This window comes from Streptomyces sp. CLCI03 (assembly GCF_053615355.1).
The window spans coordinates 6,385,464-6,405,350 of record NZ_CM132132.1; the positions used below are offsets into that span (position 1 = coordinate 6,385,464).

General features: G+C 68.1%; 15 protein-coding genes. 10 read left to right on the forward strand and 5 right to left on the reverse strand.

Features of this window, described 5'->3' with window-relative positions; genetic code table 11:
- Positions 1 to 54: 54 nt before the first annotated feature.
- The gene (locus ACWG52_RS29430; RefSeq protein ID WP_033223918.1) at positions 55 to 837 is read right to left on the reverse strand and encodes an MIP/aquaporin family protein; all 783 of its coding nucleotides are present in this window, start codon (positions 835 to 837) and stop codon (positions 55 to 57) included.
- A gap of 312 nt (positions 838 to 1,149) precedes the next feature.
- Positions 1,150 to 1,917 (reverse strand): IclR family transcriptional regulator, encoded by a 768-nt coding sequence (locus ACWG52_RS29435; protein ID WP_033223919.1) that lies wholly within the window; start codon positions 1,915 to 1,917, stop codon positions 1,150 to 1,152.
- 277 nt (positions 1,918 to 2,194) lie between these two features.
- Here ACWG52_RS29435 and metH point away from each other — a divergent pair, with 277 nt between their 5' ends.
- The 4 genes from metH to ACWG52_RS29455 all read left to right on the forward strand — a co-directional run bounded on the left by metH (position 2,195) and on the right by ACWG52_RS29455 (position 10,364).
- Positions 2,195 to 5,707 (forward strand): methionine synthase, encoded by a 3,513-nt coding sequence (gene metH / locus ACWG52_RS29440; protein ID WP_453126403.1) that lies wholly within the window; start codon positions 2,195 to 2,197, stop codon positions 5,705 to 5,707.
- A 113-nt stretch (positions 5,708 to 5,820) separates the two neighbouring features.
- The gene (locus tag ACWG52_RS29445; protein ID WP_375933993.1) at positions 5,821 to 6,522 is read left to right on the forward strand and encodes an HAD family hydrolase; all 702 of its coding nucleotides are present in this window, start codon (positions 5,821 to 5,823) and stop codon (positions 6,520 to 6,522) included.
- Positions 6,523 to 7,104: 582 nt separating this feature from the next.
- Positions 7,105 to 8,709 (forward strand): ABC transporter substrate-binding protein, encoded by a 1,605-nt coding sequence (locus tag ACWG52_RS29450; protein WP_389817971.1) that lies wholly within the window; start codon positions 7,105 to 7,107, stop codon positions 8,707 to 8,709.
- Positions 8,710 to 8,780: 71 nt separating this feature from the next.
- Positions 8,781 to 10,364, forward strand: a complete 1,584-nt coding sequence (locus tag ACWG52_RS29455) for an ABC transporter substrate-binding protein (RefSeq protein ID WP_389817968.1) — start codon at positions 8,781 to 8,783, stop codon at positions 10,362 to 10,364.
- 123 nt (positions 10,365 to 10,487) lie between these two features.
- Here ACWG52_RS29455 and ACWG52_RS29460 read toward each other — a convergent pair whose 3' ends face one another.
- Both ACWG52_RS29460 and ACWG52_RS29465 read right to left on the reverse strand, forming a co-directional pair.
- Positions 10,488 to 11,159 (reverse strand): response regulator, encoded by a 672-nt coding sequence (locus ACWG52_RS29460; RefSeq protein ID WP_161288457.1) that lies wholly within the window; start codon positions 11,157 to 11,159, stop codon positions 10,488 to 10,490.
- 60 nt (positions 11,160 to 11,219) lie between these two features.
- Positions 11,220 to 12,134 (reverse strand): RecB family exonuclease, encoded by a 915-nt coding sequence (locus ACWG52_RS29465; protein ID WP_389817964.1) that lies wholly within the window; start codon positions 12,132 to 12,134, stop codon positions 11,220 to 11,222.
- A 68-nt stretch (positions 12,135 to 12,202) separates the two neighbouring features.
- On the opposite strand from ACWG52_RS29465, the gene ACWG52_RS29470 reads away from it, so the two are divergent.
- From ACWG52_RS29470 to ACWG52_RS29480, 3 genes are all read left to right on the forward strand, one after another.
- A complete protein-coding gene (locus ACWG52_RS29470; RefSeq protein WP_453126406.1) occupies positions 12,203 to 13,489 on the forward strand; it encodes a site-2 protease family protein in 1,287 nt (428 codons plus the stop codon).
- A gap of 18 nt (positions 13,490 to 13,507) precedes the next feature.
- Entirely contained in the window at positions 13,508 to 14,404 is an 897-nt protein-coding gene (locus tag ACWG52_RS29475) for a tRNA (adenine-N1)-methyltransferase (protein WP_033226525.1), read from the forward strand.
- A 179-nt stretch (positions 14,405 to 14,583) separates the two neighbouring features.
- Positions 14,584 to 15,195 carry a hypothetical protein gene (locus ACWG52_RS29480; RefSeq protein WP_453126408.1) on the forward strand — a complete coding sequence of 204 codons (612 nt, stop codon included), beginning with the start codon at positions 14,584 to 14,586 and terminating at the stop codon, positions 15,193 to 15,195.
- Positions 15,196 to 15,199: 4 nt separating this feature from the next.
- On the opposite strand, the gene ACWG52_RS29485 is transcribed toward ACWG52_RS29480, so the two are convergent.
- A complete protein-coding gene (locus tag ACWG52_RS29485; RefSeq protein WP_030723362.1) occupies positions 15,200 to 15,520 on the reverse strand; it encodes a ferredoxin in 321 nt (106 codons plus the stop codon).
- 264 nt (positions 15,521 to 15,784) lie between these two features.
- Between ACWG52_RS29485 and arc the strand changes: the two genes are divergently transcribed.
- The 3 genes from arc (at position 15,785) to ACWG52_RS29500 (ending at position 19,714) form a co-directional block, all read left to right on the forward strand.
- Complete coding sequence (gene arc, locus ACWG52_RS29490) at positions 15,785 to 17,551, forward strand: proteasome ATPase (protein ID WP_030723365.1); 1,767 nt, start codon at positions 15,785 to 15,787, stop codon at positions 17,549 to 17,551.
- Between the two features lie 266 nt (positions 17,552 to 17,817).
- On the forward strand, positions 17,818 to 19,329 hold the full coding sequence (gene dop, locus ACWG52_RS29495; RefSeq protein ID WP_266389622.1) for a depupylase/deamidase Dop: 1,512 nt from the start codon (positions 17,818 to 17,820) through the stop codon (positions 19,327 to 19,329).
- A gap of 172 nt (positions 19,330 to 19,501) precedes the next feature.
- On the forward strand, positions 19,502 to 19,714 hold the full coding sequence (locus tag ACWG52_RS29500) for a ubiquitin-like protein Pup (RefSeq protein WP_030233608.1): 213 nt from the start codon (positions 19,502 to 19,504) through the stop codon (positions 19,712 to 19,714).
- Positions 19,715 to 19,887: the final 173 nt, after the last annotated feature.

The following is a 19,887-nucleotide window of genomic DNA, read 5'->3' on the forward strand; positions in this document are numbered from 1 at the left end:
GTAGGCGGAATCAGGAGGGCGGTGCGGATCTTACGATCTTGCCGGTACTGCTGATCAGGCGAACGCGATGTTGTACAGACCGCCGGCGAGCGCGGCACCGACGAGCGGGCCGACCACCGGGATCCAGGAGTAACCCCAGTCGGAGCCGCCCTTGTTGGGCAGCGGCAGCAGGGCGTGCACGATACGCGGACCGAGGTCGCGCACCGGGTTGATGGCGTAGCCGGTCGGGCCACCGAGCGAGAGGCCGATGCCGACGACCACGAACGAGGTGATCAGGACGCCGATGACACCGAGGCCCTTGCCGTCGTCCTGGAGGCCCTGGGTCAGGATCGCCAGGACCAGGACGGCGGTACCGATGATCTCGGTCGCCAGGTTCTGCACGACGTTACGGATCTCGGGGCCCGTGGAGAAGATGCCGAGCACCGGGCCGGCCACATCGTGCGGGTGCGGGTCCTCGGGACCTAGCTTGGCGTCGCGGATGTGCTCCGGGTCGGCCAGGTGGACGCGGAACTGCCCGTAGTAGGTCACCCACATCAGCACGGCGCCGAGCATCGCGCCCAGCAGCTGGCCGGCGAAGTAGACCGGGGTGTCGCCCCACTCGCCGGTCTTGACGGCGAGGCCGACGGTGACCGCCGGGTTGAGGTGCGCACCGGAGAGCGGTGCGGAGACGTAGGCGGCGATCAGTACGGCGAAACCCCAGCCGAACGTGATGGCGAGCCAGCCCGCGTTGCGGGCCTTGGAGCTCTTGAGCGTCACTGCGGCGCAGACGCCACCGCCGAGCAGTGTGAGCAGGGCGGTACCGATGGTCTCGCCGATGAAGATGTCGGAGCTGGACACCCGCGACTCCTTTGTACGTCCAGGGGTGGGCGGACACCGGGTCCCTCCGGTGGTTCCGCGCACTCGGTGAGTGCTGCACCGGTCCGTGGCTTGTCGCATCCTAGCGCGTATTGCCGGTAGGTGTTCGACAATGCCGACCGATGAACGGCAGTTTTCCGCCCAAGTGAAGAACGCGTCAAGGGTCGGCCAGGCCAAAGTGTCGGATCGTTACCGCTCGGTGCGATCAGCCAAATCCAGCCATCCTGTGGCCGAGATAGCGCGAAAAATGGGCAGAAAGAGGCCAGGGTGTGGCCTGAGGCTGCTAAAGGAAGGTCAGAACCGGCCCGCGCCGAGGTCGCGTGAAACCGCGCGCGCACAGTCCCGCACCGCTGCCACCAGGGCCGGACGGGGTTCACCGGCCTCGCCGCAGACCCGTTCCACGGCGCCGGCGACCGCCACCGCGCCCACGGGCATCCTGCGGCGGTCGTGGATCGGCGCCGCCACCGAGGCGATGCCCTCCCAGGTCTCCTCGACGTCGCTGGCCCAGCCGCGCGCCCGGGTCAGGCCCAGGATCGCCTCGAAGTCGGTGCCGTCCGTGACCGTGCGGGGGGTGAAGGCCTCGCGTTCCACCTCGTGCGCCTGGGTGTGCGCGACCGGGTCGTAGGCGGAGAGCACCTTGCCCAGCGCGGTCGAGTGCAGCGGCTGCATGGCCCCGACCTCCAGCACCTGACGGCTGTCGTCGGGTCGGAACACGTGGTGCATGATCAGCACCCCGCTCTGGTGCAGCACGCCCACGTACACGCTCTCGCCGCTCGCCCGGGCCAGGTCGTCCGTCCACACCAGGGCGCGGGCGCGCAGCTCGTGCACGTCGAGATAGCTGTTGCCCAGGCGCAGCAGCTCCGCGCCCAGCTGGTACCGACCGGAGGCCGGGTCCTGCTCCACGAAGCCCTCGGCCTGCAGGGTGCGCAGGATGCCGTGGGCGGTGCCCTTGGCCAGGCCCAGCGAGGACGCCACGTCCGAGAGCCCCAGCCGGCGTTCGCCGCCCGCCAGGAGTCGCAGCATCGCAGCGGCTCGTTCGAGCGACTGGATGTTCCGTGCCATCGCGCAGCCTCCTGCAGACCTTCGGTAATACTGACCATCTTGACGCGGTTCGACAATGCTGAACAGTATCGGTCGATGTCGACCTCTCGCACCGTCGGACAGCTGTTCGCCGTACCACGCCGGGGGACACCCCCGGGAAACTCCCCGCCACAGAATGCAGTCCGCCACGTGGGACACCCACACCGGGGCGGGCACCTCGCGGTTACCCTGGCCGCGTGCACCCTTGACACAGAGGGGGTGCAAAGCCGACAGCCGTCGCATCCCAGGGAGCACAACCATGGCTTCGTTGCCCACCTTGCCCGCTGACACCCAGACCCGGGCCGATGCCCTTCGGGAGGCGCTCGCGACCCGTGTGGTCGTCGCCGACGGTGCCATGGGAACGATGCTCCAGGCGCAGGACCCCACCATGGAGGACTTCCAGCAGCTGGAGGGCTGCAACGAGGTCCTCAACGTGACCCGCCCCGACATCGTGCGCTCCGTCCACGAGGCGTACTTCTCGGTGGGTGTGGACTGCGTCGAGACCAACACCTTCGGCACGAACTACGCGGCTCTGGCGGAGTACGACATCGCCGAACGCAATTTCGAGCTGTCCGAGGCCGGTGCGCGTATCGCCCGCGAGGTCGCCGACGAGTTCACCGCGTCCACGGGGCAGCAGCGCTGGGTGCTGGGCTCGATGGGCCCCGGCACCAAGCTGCCCACGCTGGGCCACATCACCTACGGCCGGATCCGCGACGCCTACCAGGTCAACGCCGAGGGCCTGCTCTCCGGCGGCGCCGACGCGCTGCTCGTGGAGACCACGCAGGACCTCCTGCAGACGAAGTCCTCGATCATCGGTGCCCGCCGGGCCATGGAGGCGCTCGGCGTGAGCGTCCCGCTGATCTGCTCCGTCACCGTCGAGACCACCGGCACGATGCTGCTGGGCTCGGAGATCGGCGCGGCCCTGACGGCGCTGGAGCCGCTCGGTATCGACATGATCGGCCTGAACTGCGCCACCGGGCCGGCGGAGATGAGTGAGCACCTGCGCTATCTCGCGCGCAACGCCCGTATCCCGCTCTCCTGCATGCCCAATGCGGGTCTGCCGGTCCTGACCAAGCAGGGCGCGCACTACCCGCTGACCGCCCCGGAGCTCGCCGACGCGCAGGAGACCTTCGTCCGTGAGTACGGGCTCTCCCTGGTCGGCGGCTGCTGCGGCACGACCCCCGAGCACCTGCGCCAGGTGGTGGAGCGGGTCCGCGGCACCGCGGTCACCGAGCGCACCCCCCGGCCCGAGCCCGGCGCCGCCTCGCTCTACCAGACCGTGCCGTTCCGTCAGGACACCTCGTACATGGCGATCGGTGAGCGCACCAACGCCAACGGCTCGAAGAAGTTCCGTGAGGCCATGCTGGAGGCCCGCTGGGACGACTGCGTGGAGATGGCCCGGGACCAGATCCGTGAGGGCGCGCACATGCTCGACCTGTGCGTGGACTACGTGGGCCGTGACGGTGTCGCCGACATGGAGGAGCTCGCCGGTCGTTTCGCGACCGCCTCCACGTTGCCGATCGTCCTGGACTCGACCGAGGTGCCCGTCATCCGGGCGGGTCTGGAGAAGCTGGGTGGCCGGGCGGTCATCAACTCGGTGAACTACGAGGACGGCGACGGCCCCGAGTCCCGCTTCGCGAAGGTGACGGGGCTGGCTCGGGAGCATGGTGCCGCGCTGATCGCGCTGACGATCGACGAGGAGGGGCAGGCCCGCACCGTGGAGCACAAGGTCGCGATCGCCGAACGGCTCATCGCCGACCTGACGGGCACCTGGGGGATCCGCGAGTCGGACATCCTCATCGACACGCTGACCTTCACGATCTGCACCGGTCAGGAGGAGTCCCGTAAGGACGGCATCGCCACGATCGAGGCGATCCGCGAGCTCAAGCGACTCCACCCGGACGTCCAGACCACCCTGGGCCTGTCGAACATCTCCTTCGGTCTGAATCCGGCGGCCCGTGTCCTGTTGAACTCGGTCTTCCTCGACGAGTGTGTCAAGGCGGGCCTGGACTCGGCGATCGTCCACGCCTCCAAGATCCTGCCGATCGCCCGGTTCGACGAGGAGCAGGTCACCACCGCCCTCGACCTGATCTACGACCGGCGCGAAGGCGACTACGACCCGCTGCAGAAGCTGATGGCCCTCTTCGAGGGCGTCAACACCAAGTCCCTCAAGGCCGGCCGTGCCGAGGAACTCCTCGCCCTGCCGCTGGACGAGCGACTGCAGCGCCGCATCATCGACGGCGAGAAGAACGGCCTGGAGACCGACCTCGACGAGGCCCTGCAGACCCGTCCCGCCCTCGACATCGTCAACGACACCCTGCTGGAGGGCATGAAGGTCGTCGGCGAGCTCTTCGGCTCCGGCCAGATGCAGCTCCCCTTCGTCCTGCAGTCCGCCGAGGTCATGAAGACGGCCGTCGCCTACCTCGAACCGCACATGGAGAAGACCGACGACGAGGGCAAGGGCACGATCGTGCTGGCCACGGTCCGCGGAGACGTCCACGACATCGGCAAGAACCTCGTCGACATCATCCTCACCAACAACGGCTACAACGTCGTCAACATCGGCATCAAGCAGCCCGTCTCCGCGATCCTCGAAGCCGCCCAGGAGCACAAGGCCGACGTGATCGGCATGTCCGGCCTCCTCGTGAAGTCGACCGTGATCATGAAGGAGAACCTGGAGGAGCTGAACCAGCGCAAGCTGGCCGCCGACTACCCGGTCATCCTCGGCGGCGCCGCCCTCACCCGCGCCTACGTCGAACAGGACCTCCACGAGATCTACGAGGGCGAGGTCCGCTACGCCCGCGACGCCTTCGAAGGCCTACGCCTCATGGACGCCCTCATCGCCGTCAAGCGCGGCGTCCCCGGCGCCACCCTGCCCGAGCTCAAGCAGCGCCGCGTCGCCAAGCGCGACACGCCCGCCCTCCAGGTGGAGGAGCCGGAGGAGTCCGGCGGCCGCTCCGACGTGTCCGTCGACAACCCGATCCCCACCCCGCCGTTCTGGGGCACCCGGGTCGTCAAGGGCATCCCGCTCAAGGACTACGCCTCCTGGCTCGACGAGGGCGCCCTCTTCAAGGGCCAGTGGGGCCTCAAGCAGGCCCGCGCCGGCGGGGCCACGTACGAGGAGCTCGTCGAGAGCGAGGGCCGTCCGCGACTGCGCGGCCTCCTGGACAAGCTGCACACCGAGAACCTGCTGGAGGCGGCCGTTGTCTACGGCTACTTCCCCTGCGTCTCCAAGGGCGAGGACCTGATCATCCTCGACGAGGCCGGTAACGAGCGGACCCGCTTCACCTTCCCGCGCCAGCGCCGCGGCCGGCGCCTGTGCCTCGCGGACTTCTTCCGTCCCGAGGAGTCCGGCGAGATCGACGTCGTCGGCCTCCAGGTGGTCACCGTCGGCTCGAAGATCGGCGAGGCCACGGCCAAGCTGTTCGAGTCGGACTCCTACCGCGAGTACCTGGAGCTGCACGGCCTCTCGGTCCAGCTCGCCGAGGCCATGGCCGAGTACTGGCACGCGCGCGTCCGCTCCGAGCTCGGATTCGGCGGCGAGGACCCGGCCAAGGTCGAGGACATGTTCGACCTCAAGTACCGCGGCGCCCGCTTCTCGCTGGGCTACGGCGCCTGCCCCGACCTGGAGGACCGCGCGAAGATCGCCGACCTCCTGGAGCCGGAGCGGATCGGGGTCCACCTGTCGGAGGAGTTCCAGCTCCACCCGGAGCAGTCCACCGACGCGATCGTGATTCACCACCCCGAAGCGAAGTATTTCAACGCACGCTGAGCTCCACCGACGTACACTTGTCGGTCCCATACAGGCCGGTCGCCTGTTCCCCGGGGTGGTATGCCCCGCGGAAGAGGTGACCGGCCTTCTCGTCCTTTCTGAGAGGCATGCGCATGACGAGCACCGTTCCCGCCCCCGTCGCCCGTACGGCCGACGGTTCTGCCCTGCAGGCGGTGCTGCTCGACATGGACGGCACCCTGGTGGACACCGAAGGCTTCTGGTGGGAGATCGAGGCCGAGATCTTCCAGGAGCTGGGCCACCGCCTGGACGAGGCCTGGCGCGACGTGGTCGTCGGCGGCCCGATGAGCCGCAGCGGGACCTTCCTGATCGAGGCGACCGGCGCCGCCATCGGCCTCGCCGAGCTGAGCGTCCTGCTCAACGAGCGCTTCGAGGCCCGCATCGCCGAGCGGGTGCCGTTGATGCCCGGCGCCGAGCGGCTGCTGAGCGAACTCGCCCGGCACAACGTGCCCACCGCCCTGGTCTCCGCCTCCCACCGCCGGGTCATCGACCAGGTGCTCCTCACCCTCGGCCGCGACCGCTTCACGATGACGGTCGCCGGCGACGAGGTGGCCCGTACCAAGCCGCACCCCGACCCGTACCTGTTCGCCGCGCGCTCGCTGGGCGCGCACCCCTCGCGGTGCGCGGTCATCGAGGACACCCGCACCGGTGTGGCGGCCGCCGAGGCCGCCGGCTGCCGGGTCGTGGCCATCCCCTCGGTCGGCGTGATCGAACCCGCTCCCGGGCGTACGGTCGTCCGCTCGCTGGAGGACGTCGACCTCGCCTTCCTGCGCTCGCTCATCGTTCCGATGAACTGAGAGTGACGGTCGGGCCCCCCAACCGGCGCGTCACCCACCCAAGCGGACACATCGGCATGCACTGCCCTACATCGGTATGCATTGCCACGCAACGGAACCCCTCGAATACGCTCCGTGCCGAACGGAACGCCGCCGGGTCGCGTCCTGACGGAAGGATCTTCCGCCGTAGGCCCCGGAGGCTGAAATTCCATCCTCGGCAGGGCCGTTGCGGAGCGTGACCTTGGTCACGCGCCACACCCCCGACGGGCCTGTTCGGAGGCCTCCGGAGCTTCCAATGTGTCCACATTGATCAGCCCCTGACCGAATCTGCGGAGCCCTGCCTGTGAACAGGCAGTTCGCTCCGATCACGGTGCGATTACGCCCCAAGTCCGGCCAGTTCCAGCCATCCCGCCACGGACCACTAGTGTCGAGCCGGGCACTGCGCCGCACCCAGCCGCGTCCCGGACACACACCCCTGTTCCGGAACCGCGTGGACCGATCGTCACTACACCGGCCCGATCGTTCCGCCCTGAACGGGCGACCGCCGCGAAGTGTCCTTCACACCGCTTTGAGCAAGTGCCGGTTACAGGGAGTACTTCCAGCATGAACCGCAAGACCATGGTGCTGACGGCCGCGGCCGGACTGCTCACCCCCGCGCTGGCCGCCTGCGGCAGCGCGAGCGGCGGAGGAGCAGGATCCGGAGCGATCGTCGTCGGAACCACCGATCGGTTCGAGGCCGCAGACTTCGCTCCCGCCCCCTTCGACCCCGCCTACGCCTACGACGCCGGCGCCTGGAACGTCCTGCGCCAGACCGTCCAGACGCTGATGCACACCCCGCGCGGCGGCGGCCAGCCCGTCCCCGAAGCGGCCTCCGCCTGCCGCTTCACCGACTCCGGCAACGAGAGCTACCGCTGCACCCTGCGCCCCGGTCTGAAGTTCGCCGACGGTGAGCCCCTCACCGCCAAGGACGTCAAGTTCTCCATCGACCGCGTCCTCGCCATCAAGGACGAGAACGGTCCCTCCTCGCTCCTCTCCACCCTCGACAACGTCGAGGTCAAGGGCGCCGACACCGTCGTCTTCCACCTGAAGACCCCGGACGCGACCTTCCCCTTCAAACTCTCCACCCCCGCCGCCGGCATCGTCAGCGAGAAGAACTACGACGCCAAGAAGCTCCGCGAGGGCTTCGCCGTGGACGGCTCCGGCCCCTACACGATGAAGGCCGAGGTCAAGAGCGGCCGACTGGTCCGCGCCGTCTTCACCAAGAACCCGCACTACAAGGGCGACCTCAAGCTGCAGAACGACAAGGTCGAACTGCGCACCTTCACCGACTCCCCGACCATGGGCAAGGCACTCACCGACGGGAAGATCCACATGGTCTCCCGCACCCTGTCGCCGGCCCAGATCACCGAGTTCAGCGCCCAGCCCCCCAAGGGCGTCAAGCTGGTCCCGATGCCCGGCCTGGAGATCCGCTACCTCGGCTTCAACACCGAGGCACCGGTCGTCAAGGACAAGGCCGTACGCCAGGCACTCGCCGCCGCCGTCGACCGCGGCCAGCTCATCTCCAAGGTCTACGGCAAGTCGGCCCAGCCGCTCTACTCGCTGGTCCCCACCACCGTCACGGGCCACGTCAACTCCTTCTACAACAAGTACGGCGACGCCAACACACCCAAGGCCGCCGCCCTGCTGAAGGACGCCGGGATCAAGACCCCGGTCAAGCTGACCCTGCACTACACCAGCGACCACTACGGCGACGGCACGGCCGCCGAGTTCGACGCCCTCAAGGCCCAGCTGAACTCCACCGGCCTCTTCGACATCACCGTCCAGGGCAGCGAATGGGCGGAATTCCGCCCCGCCCAGAAGAAGGGTGACCACGCCGCCTACGGGCTCGGCTGGTTCCCCGACTACCCGGACGCCGACAACTTCCTCGCCCCGTTCCTGGAGCAGGACAACTTCCTGGGCACGCCGTACGCCAACAGCGCGGTGCGCACCAGGCTCCTCCCCGAATCCCGGCGGGCGGGCGATCGCACGATCGCCGTCCCCGCGATCACGGAGATACAGGACATCGTCGCCGAGGACGTGCCCGTCCTGCCCCTGTGGCAGGGCAAGCAGTACGTCGCCGCACGCGACGGGATCACCGGAGTGGAGTGGTCGGTCAACGCCATCTCCGACCTCCAGCTGTGGGAGCTCGGCCGTGGCGTAAGCGGCTGAGCAAGACATCGACCGGCAGCGGAAGTCGCGAGCCGGACCAACGAAACAGTTCGATTGTGAAGGACGTTCGCGTGAATCGACGTAACCAGTGGCTGGCGGCCCCGCTCGGCGCGGCCACCGCCGCCGCGCTGCTCAGCGGTTGCGGCTCGACCGATGGCTCCAATGCCGGTAGCGGCAAGGGCGTGGTCATGGGCATATCCGACAAGGTGAAGTCCGTCGACCCGGCATCGGGCTACGACCCCGGCTCCTGGCTGCTGTTCAACAACGTCTTCCAGTCGCTGCTGAGCTTCCCCAAGGGCGGCACCACCCCCGAGCCCGACGCCGCCCAGACCTGCGGCTTCGAGGGCGGCGACAGCAAGCTCTACAAGTGCACCCTGCGCGACGGCCTGAAGTTCAGCAACGGCCACAGCCTCACCTCGAAGGACGTCAAGTTCTCCTTCGAGCGCACCCTGAAGATCAACGACGCCAACGGCCCGGCCGTCATGCTCGCCTCCATCGCGAGCATCGACGCCCCCGACGACAAGACCGTCATCTTCAAGCTCAAGACCTCCGACGCCACCTTCCCCAGCAAGATCGCCTCGGGCGCCGGCTCCATCGTCGACCACGCCGAGTACCCCGTCGACAAGCTGCGCACCGACAACAAGGCCATCGGCTCCGGCGTCTACAAGCTCGACTCCTTCGGCGACAAGAGCGCCAGCTTCTCCGTCAACGAGTCCTACAGCGGCAAGGCCAAGGCCAAGAACACCGGCGTCACCCTGAAGTTCTTCAACGGCGACCAGGCCGGCCTCAAGACGACCCTCGAAAGCGGCGACGTCGACTTCGCCTTCCGCGGCCTCGCCGCCAAGGACATCGCCGCCCTCGCCTCCAGCAAGACCGGCGACAACAAGGTCGACGTCGTCCAGGGCACCGGCGCCGAGGTCGAGCACATGGTGTTCAACGTCAACGACCCCGTCGTCGGCAAGCTCCCCGTGCGCAAGGCCATGGCCTACCTCATCGACCGCGAAGCCCTCGTCCGCGACGTGTACGCGGGCACCGCCACCGCGCTCTACTCCATCGTGCCCACCGGCATCGCCGGCCACACGACCCCCTTCTTCGACCGCTACGGCGGCACCCCGCAGCCCGAGAAGGCCAAGGCCGTCCTCAAGGCCGCGAACATCACCGGCAAGGTCAAGGTCACCCTGTACTCGACCCCGTCCCGCTACGGCCCCTCCACGGACCAGCAGTTCGAGGTCATCGCCAAGCAGCTCAACGACAGCGGCCTCTTCGACGCCGACGTCAAGTCCGTCGAGTACGAGCAGTACGAGAAGGACATCCAGGCCGGCAAGTACGGCGTGTACGTGAAGGGCTGGGTGCCCGACTACCCGGACGCCGACAACTTCACCCAGCCGTTCTTCGGCCCGGACAACGTGCTGAACAACAACTACGACAACAAGGAGATCACCGGGACGATCATCCCGTCGACCTCCGCGAAGTCCGACCGCACCGCGGCCAACACCGACTACAACCGCCTCCAGGACATCGTCGCCGAGGAACTCCCGCTCATCCCGCTCTGGCAGGGCAAGCAGTACGCCGTCACCCGCCAGAACGTCAGCGGCCTGCAGTGGTCCCTCGACGCCTCGACCGTCTTCCGCTTCTGGGAGATCAGCAAGGGCTGACCCCACCGGAGCCGGACCCGCCCACGGGCGGGCCCGGCACCACGCGAAGGGGCCGTACGCGCACACGCGCGTACGGCCCCTTCGCACATCAGCGCCCCGGTCGCCCCGGCCGCCCGAACGGACCTACTGGGCCCCAGGACGCACCAGACCGCTCTCGTACGCGTACACCGCCGCCTGGACCCGGTCCCGCAGCCCCAGCTTCGTCAGCACATGCCCCACATGCGTCTTGACCGTCGTCTCGCTCACGAACAGATCCGCCGCGATCTCCGCGTTCGACAACCCCCGGGACACCAGCTTCAGCACCTCGACCTCACGCTCGGTCAGCGTCCCCAAGCTGTTCGGCAGGCTCTCCTCACCCGACGGCAGATGCCCCGCGTACTTGTCCAACAGCCGCCGCGTGATGCTCGGCGCCAGCATCGCCTCACCCGCCGCGACCACCCGGATCGCCTGCACCAGCTCCGCCGCCGGCGCGTCCTTCAACAAGAACCCGCTCGCCCCCGCCCGCAGCGCCTCCACCACGTACTCGTCCAGATCGAACGTGGTCAGCACCAGCACCTTCGCCGGCCCGTCCCGCTCCGGACCCGTGATCTGCCGGGTCGCCTCCACCCCGTCCATCCGCGGCATCCGGATGTCCATCAGCACCACATCGGGCTGCAGCGCCCGCACCTGGTCCAACGCCTGCAGACCGTCCCCGGCCTCACCGACCACCGCCAGATCCTCCTCCGCCTCCAGAATCATCCGGAAACCGGTGCGCAGCAGCGGCTGGTCGTCGACCAGAAGGACGCGGATCGCCACGGGGTCTACCTCGTATTCGTCGGACGGCTACGGCCCGACCATTCTGCCCTGACCCCGGGATCAGGACTCCGTCGGGCGCTCCGCCCCCGACCCCACCGGGTTCACCTCAGGACGCGGAGAGATCACCAACGGATACGGCGGGGGAGTACCACCGAACTCCGGACACACCGCCTGATGATCACACCAGCCGCACAGCTTCGTCGGCCGCGGCCGCCACTCACCCGACTCCGTCGCCTCCCGGATCGCCTCCCACAACGCCAGCAGCTTGCGCTCCACCCGCTCCAGATCCGCGACCACCGGGTCGTACGTCAACACATCCCCACTGCCCAGATACACCAGCTGCAACCGCCGCGGCACCACCCGCTTCAGCCGCCACACCACCAGCGCGTAGAACTTCATCTGGAACAGCGCACCCTCGGCATACTCCGGCCGCGGCGCCTTCCCCGTCTTGTAGTCGACGATCCGCACCTCACCCGTCGGCGCCACGTCCACCCGGTCGATGATCCCGCGCAGCCGCAGCCCCGACTCCAGCTCCGTCTCCACGAAGAACTCCCGCTCCACCGGCTCCAGCCGCGTCGGGTCCTCCAACGTGAACCACCGCTCCACCAGCGCCTCGGCCTCCGTCAGCCACCGCGCCAGCCCCGCCCCCTCGTCACCCTCCGGGAACAACCCCATCAGCTCCGGCTTCGACTCCAGCAACCGATCCCACTGCCCCGGCAACAACGCCTTCGCCACCGGCGCCGTACGCTCCTGCGCCGGATGATCGAAAAGCCGCTCCAGCACCGCATGCACCAACGTCCCGCGGGTAGCAGCGGCACTGGGCTTCTCCGGCAACCTGTCGATCACCCTGAACCGGTACAGCAACGGACACTGCATGAAATCGCTCGCCCGCGAAGGGGAAAGCGAAGAGGGCGCCACAGCGCTCCGCACTTCGGCATCGGCTGCGCCAGGCACAGCACCGGGGCTCGTCGTCATGCACAAAACCCTACGACCCACCACCGACAGGACGCGCATACCATCGACGCCGAGCCCCCTCGCACTGCATGATCGGAGCATCACAACCCGCTACACCACCACCCCGTGCACGAACAGAACACACTGGAAACACCAGCACCGAACGAAGGACAGCCGTGGCAGACACCGACGAAACCGGCGAGCGCTCAGGCGGCCGCTCCGGACCGGGCGGCGGACTCCTCATGGGCCGCCCCTTCGGCGTACCCGTCTACGTCTCGCCCAGCTGGTTCCTCGTCGCCGCCCTCATCACCTGGGTCTTCGGCGACCAGCTCGACCGCGTCCTGCCCGACCTCGGACCCGTCCGCTACCTCGTCTCCCTCTTCTTCGCCGTCGCCTTCTACGCCTCCGTCCTGGTCCACGAACTCGCGCACACCGTCGCGGCCCTCCGCTTCAAACTCCCCGTGCGCCGCATCCAGCTCCAGTTCTTCGGCGGAGTCTCCGAGATCGAGAAGGAATCCGAGACACCCGGCCGCGAATTCGTCCTCGCCTTCGTCGGCCCCCTGCTCTCCCTCGTCCTCACCGGAGCCTTCTACCTCGGCATGAAAGCCGTCGACCCGGCCACCGTCCCCGGCGTCCTCCTCGCAGGCCTGATGATCTCCAACCTGCTCGTCGCCGCCTTCAACCTGCTCCCCGGCCTCCCCCTCGACGGCGGCCGCATGCTCCGCGCCGTCATCTGGGGCATCACCGGCAAACCCATGACCGGCACCATCGCCGCCGCCTGGGTCGGCCGCGGCCTCGCCCTCGCCGTCCTCCTCGGCCTCCCCCTCCTCACCCACACCGGCGTCCTCGGCAACCGCACCTCGGAAATCGGCGGCATGAACACCGTCATGGACGCCCTCCTCGCCGCCATCCTCGCCGGCATCATCTGGACCGGCGCCGGCAACAGCCTGCGCATGGCCCGCCTGCGCGAACACCTCCCCGAACTACGCGCCCGCACCCTCACCCGACGCGCCATCCCCGTCGAGAACGCCACCCCCCTCTCCGAAGCCCTACGCCGCGCCAACGAAGCCGGCGCCCGCGCCCTCGTCGTCGTCGACGGCCAAGGCGACCCCACCGCCATCGTCCGCGAAACCGCCATCGCCTCCGTCCCCGAACACCGCCGCCCCTGGGTCGCCGTCAGCACCCTCGCCCAGGACCTCACCGACGGCATGAAGGTTTCAGCGGACCTCACCGGCGAAGAACTCCTCGACCACCTCCGCGCCACCCCCGCCACCGAATACCTCGTCCTCGAACCCACCGGCACCATCTACGGCGTCCTGTCCACCCTCGACGTCGAAAAAGCCTTCGTGAAGGCCATGGCACGGCCCCAGTCCTGAAGCCAATACACTGGTCACATGTCCGAACCGACCGGTGCCGCCCGCCGACGCGGGCCCTTCGAGGTCGGGGACCAGGTACAGCTCACCGACCCCAAGGGCCGCCACTACACGTTCACGCTCGAAGCAGGGAAGAATTTCCACACCCACAAGGGTTCCTTCCCGCACGACGAGCTGATCGGCTCTCCCGAAGGCAGCGTTGTCCGCACCACGGGCAACGTCGCATACCTCGCGCTGCGCCCCCTGCTCCCCGACTATGTCCTGTCCATGCCCCGCGGCGCCGCCGTGGTCTACCCCAAGGACGCGGGCCAGATCCTGGCCTTCGCCGACATCTTCCCCGGCGCCCGCGTCGTGGAAGCGGGAGTGGGCTCCGGCTCCCTGAGCAGCTTCCTGCTGCGCGCCATCGGCGACCAGGGCATGCTCCACAGCTACGAGCGCCGCGCGGACTTCGCCGAGATCGCCACCGCCAACGTGGAGCGGTACTTCGGCGGCCCCCACCCCGCGTGGAAGCTGACCGTGGGCGACCTCCAGGACAACCTGGACGAGACCGACGTCGACCGCGTCATCCTCGACATGCTCGCCCCCTGGGAGTGCCTCGAGGCGGTCAAGAAGGCCCTGGTACCCGGCGGCATCCTCTGCTGCTACGTCGCCACCACCACCCAGCTGTCCAAGACCGTCGAGTCCATCCGCGAGATCGGCTGCTTCGCCGAGCCGCAGCCCTGGGAATCGATGATCCGCAACTGGCACGTGGAAGGCCTCGCCGTCCGCCCGGACCACCGCATGATCGGCCACACCGGCTTCCTCGTCACCGCCCGCCGCCTCGCGGACGGCGTCGAGCCCCCCATGCGCCGCCGCCGCCCCGCCAAGGGCGCCTACGGCGAGGACTACGACGGCCCCGGCAGCGACCGCTCCGCGTAACGGCCCCGCAGACCCAACACGAAGGCGCTGTGGCGCAGTTCCCCCGAACCACCCGGGAACTGCGCCACAGCGCCTTTTCGTTGTCCCGTGCACCAGCCCCGGACCCAGCCGTTCCACCACCCTGTGAGGTGTGGCACGATGCTGGCTCCTCGTCACCCTTCGCACAGGAGACACCCCGCGTGCCGCACAGCCACGCCGAGACGGCCCCGCTCCCGCACACCCTGGAGCACAGCCGCACCAGGCCCGTCCACTGGCTCGCCACGGCCACCGCCATGGCAGCCGTCATAGCCGCCGCAGGACTCGTACAGCCGGCCACCGGCACGCCGGCCACCCACACCACCGGAGCAGCCGCCCAGCCCCCCGCGAAGGGCCCCCTGGCCACCGCACCCGACCCGGCGGCAGTCACCTACCCCCTCGACTGCAAGGGCGCCCCGCAGACCGTCACCACCAGCGCCCGGGGCGACCTCGACGGAGACGGCCGCCCCGAGACCGTCGCCGCCGTCCGCTGCGACGCCGGCTCCGGCACCCCGCCCCACGCGATCTACGTCCTCGTCCAGGACCCCGCCGAAGGCACCCCGCCCCGCGTCGTCGCCACCCTGCTCGAAGCAGCCCGACGACAGACCGCCACCGAGCTCACCGTGCGCGACGGACTCGTCACCGCGACCCTCGTCGGCTACTCCTCACCCGACGTACCCCGCTACAGCCCCGACACGAAACAGCTCGCCAAGTGGCGCTGGCGCGACGGAAAATTCCGCCAGGAGCTGACGGACTCGGCCGCCAGGAGTGTTTGAGACGTCACTCCGCGTCGGGACCGAAGACTTCCACCCTGTCCGAAACGCGCCTCACATGGATGCAGTCCCCGGGACATTCCTTGGCCGAGTCGACCACGTCCTGGAGCAGCGTCAGCGGAACCGGAGTGGTCGCCCCCGCGTCCTGCAGCAGCTCGTCCTCCGGACTCTTCACATACGCCAGACCATCGATGTCCAGCTCGAACACCTCAGGCGCGTACTGCACGCAGATCCCGTCCCCGGTGCACAGGTCCTGATCGATCCAGACCTCGAGCGGCTCGCCGGCCTCACCGGCACCGCCCGTCGGAGCCTCCTGCTGCACGGTCATATCTCCTGCCGTTCCCTGCGCTGAGTGATCCATCCCGGTCGAAACCCGCAGCAAGTCGCGCGGGCCCTGACGGGTGTTGAACGCTTCGACCTTACAACCGGCTGCTTCCCGAGTTTGATGGGTGGGTATTTCCTTGGCGTGAGGGAGTACGCAAGGGTGAAGATCGGACACACCTCTACCGTCTTTGTGATCTAGGGGTTTCAATCACCACCAGCCCAGGTAGGGTCAGGAAGCGTCCAGCTCCCCTTGGAGGAGGTGAGGACCGTGGCAGCCCACGACGACGACATCAACCGCGGCATCCGGCCCGCGCGAGGGTCCGAGGACCCCGCCGGCCAGGTTGCCTATCTCGAGCAGGAAATCGCCGTCCTGCGACGAAAGCTCGCCGACTCTCCGCGACACACGAGGATTCTCGAAGAGCGGATCGTCGAGCTCCAGACGAACCTGGCCGGCGTATCCGCACAGAACGAACGACTCGCGAATACCCTCCGTGAGGCCCGAGACCAGATCGTGGCCCTCAAGGAAGAAGTCGACCGGCTCGCACAGCCGCCGGCCGGTTTCGGTGTCTTCCTGCAAGCCAACGAGGACGGCACCGTCGACATCTTCACCGGAGGCCGAAAGCTCCGCGTGAACGTCAGCCCCAGCGTCGACCCGGAAGACCTCCGGCGCGGCCAGGAGGTCATGCTCAACGAGGCCCTCAACGTGGTCGAGGCCATGGAATTCGAGCGGGCCGGGGACATCGTCACCCTCAAGGAGATCCTCGAGGACGGCGAGCGCGCCCTGGTCGTCGGGCACACCGACGAGGAAAGGGTGGTGAGGCTCGCCGAGCCGCTCCTGGACATCACCATCCGCCCCGGCGACGCCCTCCTGCTCGAACCCCGCTCCGGCTACGTCTACGAGGTCGTCCCCAAGAGCGAGGTCGAAGAACTCGTCCTCGAAGAGGTCCCCGACATCGACTACGACAAGATCGGCGGCCTGGGCGACCAGATCGAGCTGATCCGCGACGCGGTCGAGCTCCCGTACCTCTACCCCGACCTCTTCAAGGAACACGAACTGCGGCCCCCGAAGGGCATCCTGCTCTACGGCCCGCCCGGCTGCGGCAAGACGCTCATCGCCAAGGCCGTCGCCAACTCCCTTGCCAAGAAGGTCGCCGAGGTGACCGGCCAGCCCGCCGGGAAGTCCTACTTCCTGAACATCAAGGGCCCCGAACTCCTCAACAAGTACGTCGGCGAGACCGAGCGGCACATCCGCCTCGTCTTCCAGCGTGCCCGCGAGAAGGCCAGCGAGGGCACCCCCGTCATCGTCTTCTTCGACGAGATGGAATCCCTCTTCCGCACCCGCGGATCCGGCGTCAGCTCGGACGTGGAGAACACCATCGTCCCCCAGCTGCTCGCCGAGATCGACGGCGTGGAAGGCCTGGAGAACGTCATCGTCATCGGCGCCTCCAACCGCGAGGACATGATCGACCCGGCCATCCTGCGCCCCGGCCGGCTCGACGTGAAGATCAAGATCGAGCGCCCGGACGCCGAGGCCGCGAAGGACATCTTCGCGAAGTACCTCAAGGCCTCGCTCCCCCTGCACTCGGACGACCTGTCCGAACACCAGGACTCCAAGGACGGCACCGTCCACAGCATGATCCAGACCGTCGTCGAGCAGATGTACGCCGAAACCGAGGAGAACCGCTTCCTCGAGGTCACGTACGCCAACGGCGACAAGGAAGTCCTCTACTTCAAGGACTTCAACTCCGGCGCGATGATCCAGAACATCGTCGACCGGGCCAAGAAGATGGCCATCAAGGCCTTCCTCGAACACAACCAGAAGGGTCTGCGGGTGGCCCACCTGCTCCAGGCCTGCGTGGACGAGTTCAAGGAGAACGAGGACCTGCCCAACACCACCAACCCGGACGACTGGGCCCGCATCTCCGGAAAGAAGGGCGAGCGGATCGTATTCATCCGCACCCTCGTCACCGGAAAGCAAGGCGCGGACACCGGACGCTCCATCGACACGGTGGCAAACACCGGTCAGTACCTCTGACAAAGCGGGGCGGCTGCGGATGCCCTCCCCGGGCATCCGCAGCCGACTGCTTTACCCCACCGCATTACCGGCCGCTTTTCAGCCGGTGACGAGGCGGATCGAATGACGGAAATGATCTCCCCACGAGCGCGCAGTGGTTCTAGGCTCTTCCGTACCGCCGGACGCGCAGTGCGGGGACGGGCACCGCACAGGCACACGCACCGGAGCACCAGCGGTACTTGAGCGCCGCTCCCGAAAGGGGAGCGCCGCCGGGCAAGGAGGGCCGCATGACCGTACGGCGAGTAATGGGGATCGAGACGGAGTACGGGATCTCCGTCCCGGGGCACCCGAACGCCAATGCCATGCTCACCTCGTCCCAGATCGTCAACGCCTACGCGGCGGCGATGCACCGGGCGCGACGCGCCCGCTGGGACTTCGAGGAGGAGAATCCGCTGCGGGACGCCCGCGGCTTCGACCTCGCCCGCGAGGCCGCCGACAACAGCCAGCTGACCGACGAGGACATCGGCCTCGCCAACGTCATCCTCACGAACGGCGCACGGCTCTACGTCGACCACGCACACCCCGAATACAGCTCGCCCGAGATCACCAACCCGCTCGACGCCGTCCTGTGGGACAAGGCCGGCGAACGGATCATGGCCGAAGCGGCCGTACGCGCCGCCCAGCTCCCCGGCGCCCAGCCGATCCACCTCTACAAGAACAACACCGACAACAAGGGCGCCTCCTACGGCACGCACGAGAACTACCTGATGAAGCGGGAGACCCCCTTCTCGGAGATCGTGCGCCACCTGACCCCCTTCTTCGTCTCGCGACAGGTCGTGACCGGCGCGGGACGCGTGGGCATCGGCCAGGACGGCCGCGAACACGGCTTCCAGATCAGCCAGCGCGCGGACTACTTCGAGGTCGAGGTCGGCCTGGAGACCACCCTCAAACGCCCCATCATCAACACCCGCGACGAGCCGCACTCGGACGCCGAGAAGTACCGCCGGCTCCACGTGATCATCGGAGACGCCAACCTCTCCGAGATCTCCACCTACCTCAAACTCGGCACGACAGCACTTGTCCTGTCCATGATCGAAGACGGGTTCATCAACGTCGACCTGGCCGTCGACCAGCCCGTACGCACCCTGCACCAGGTCTCCCACGACCCGGACCTGCAGCACCTGATCACGCTGCGCAGCGGCCGGACACTGACCGCGGTGCAACTGCAGATGGAGTACTTCGAGCTGGCCCGCAAGTACGTGGACGAACGTTTCGGGTCCGACGCGGACGAGCAGACCAAGGACGTGCTGGGCCGCTGGGAAGACGTGCTGGGCCGGCTGGAGAGCGACCCGATGAGTCTGTCGGGGGAGCTGGACTGGATCGCCAAGAAGGAGATCCTGGAGGGCTACCGGCGCCGGGACGGGCTGAACTGGGACGCGGCGCGGCTGCACCTGGTGGACCTCCAGTACTCGGACGTACGGCCCGAGAAGGGTCTGTACAACCGCCTGGTGGCCCGCGGCAAGATGAAGCGCCTGGTGGAGGAGCCGGCCGTGGAGCGGGCTCAGAGCAAGCCTCCGGAGGACACGCGGGCGTACTTCCGCGGCCGCTGCCTGGAGCAGTACGCGGACGACGTGGCGGCGGCGTCCTGGGACTCGGTGATCTTCGACCTCCCCGGCCGGGACTCGCTCCAGCGGGTCCCGACGCTGGAACCCCTGCGGGGGACCCGCAACCACGTCAAGGAGCTCCTGGACCGCTGCCGCACGGCGGAGGACCTGGTCCGGGTGCTTTCGGGGCAGTGAACGCGGCTGAAAGGCCTTCGGTCCGGGAATCATGAAGAGAACCGGACCGAGAAAGTACGGGGACGAATGTCGGACCCTCCCTATAGGGTCCGACGTAGGGTCTGATCTTGAGAGATCCCGAATCCCGGGGTCTCTCGACATGAGCGTGCGAACCGAGCGGGGTGAGGTAGACATGGCGACCAAGGACACCGGCGGCGGACAGCAGAAGGCGACGCGCTCGACCGAAGAGGTCGAGGAGGCGGCGGTCGAGGAATCGACCGACCTCAAGGAGCGCCAGGAAAAGCTCTCCGACGACGTCGACTCCGTACTCGACGAAATCGATGATGTGCTCGAGGAGAACGCCGAGGACTTCGTGCGCTCCTTCGTTCAGAAGGGTGGCGAGTGATTTCACCTTCGAATCGAAGGTGAAACTTCGCGGGAGGGTTCGTGTCGGGGGCGGAGAAGCAGTGTCCGCGGTGTGGCTTAGTCAAGCCGCTTGAGGCGTTCGCTGCCAACAGGGCCATGCGTGACGGCCTGCAGTGCTACTGCAGGCCGTGCGCAGCCGAGTACCACCAGCAG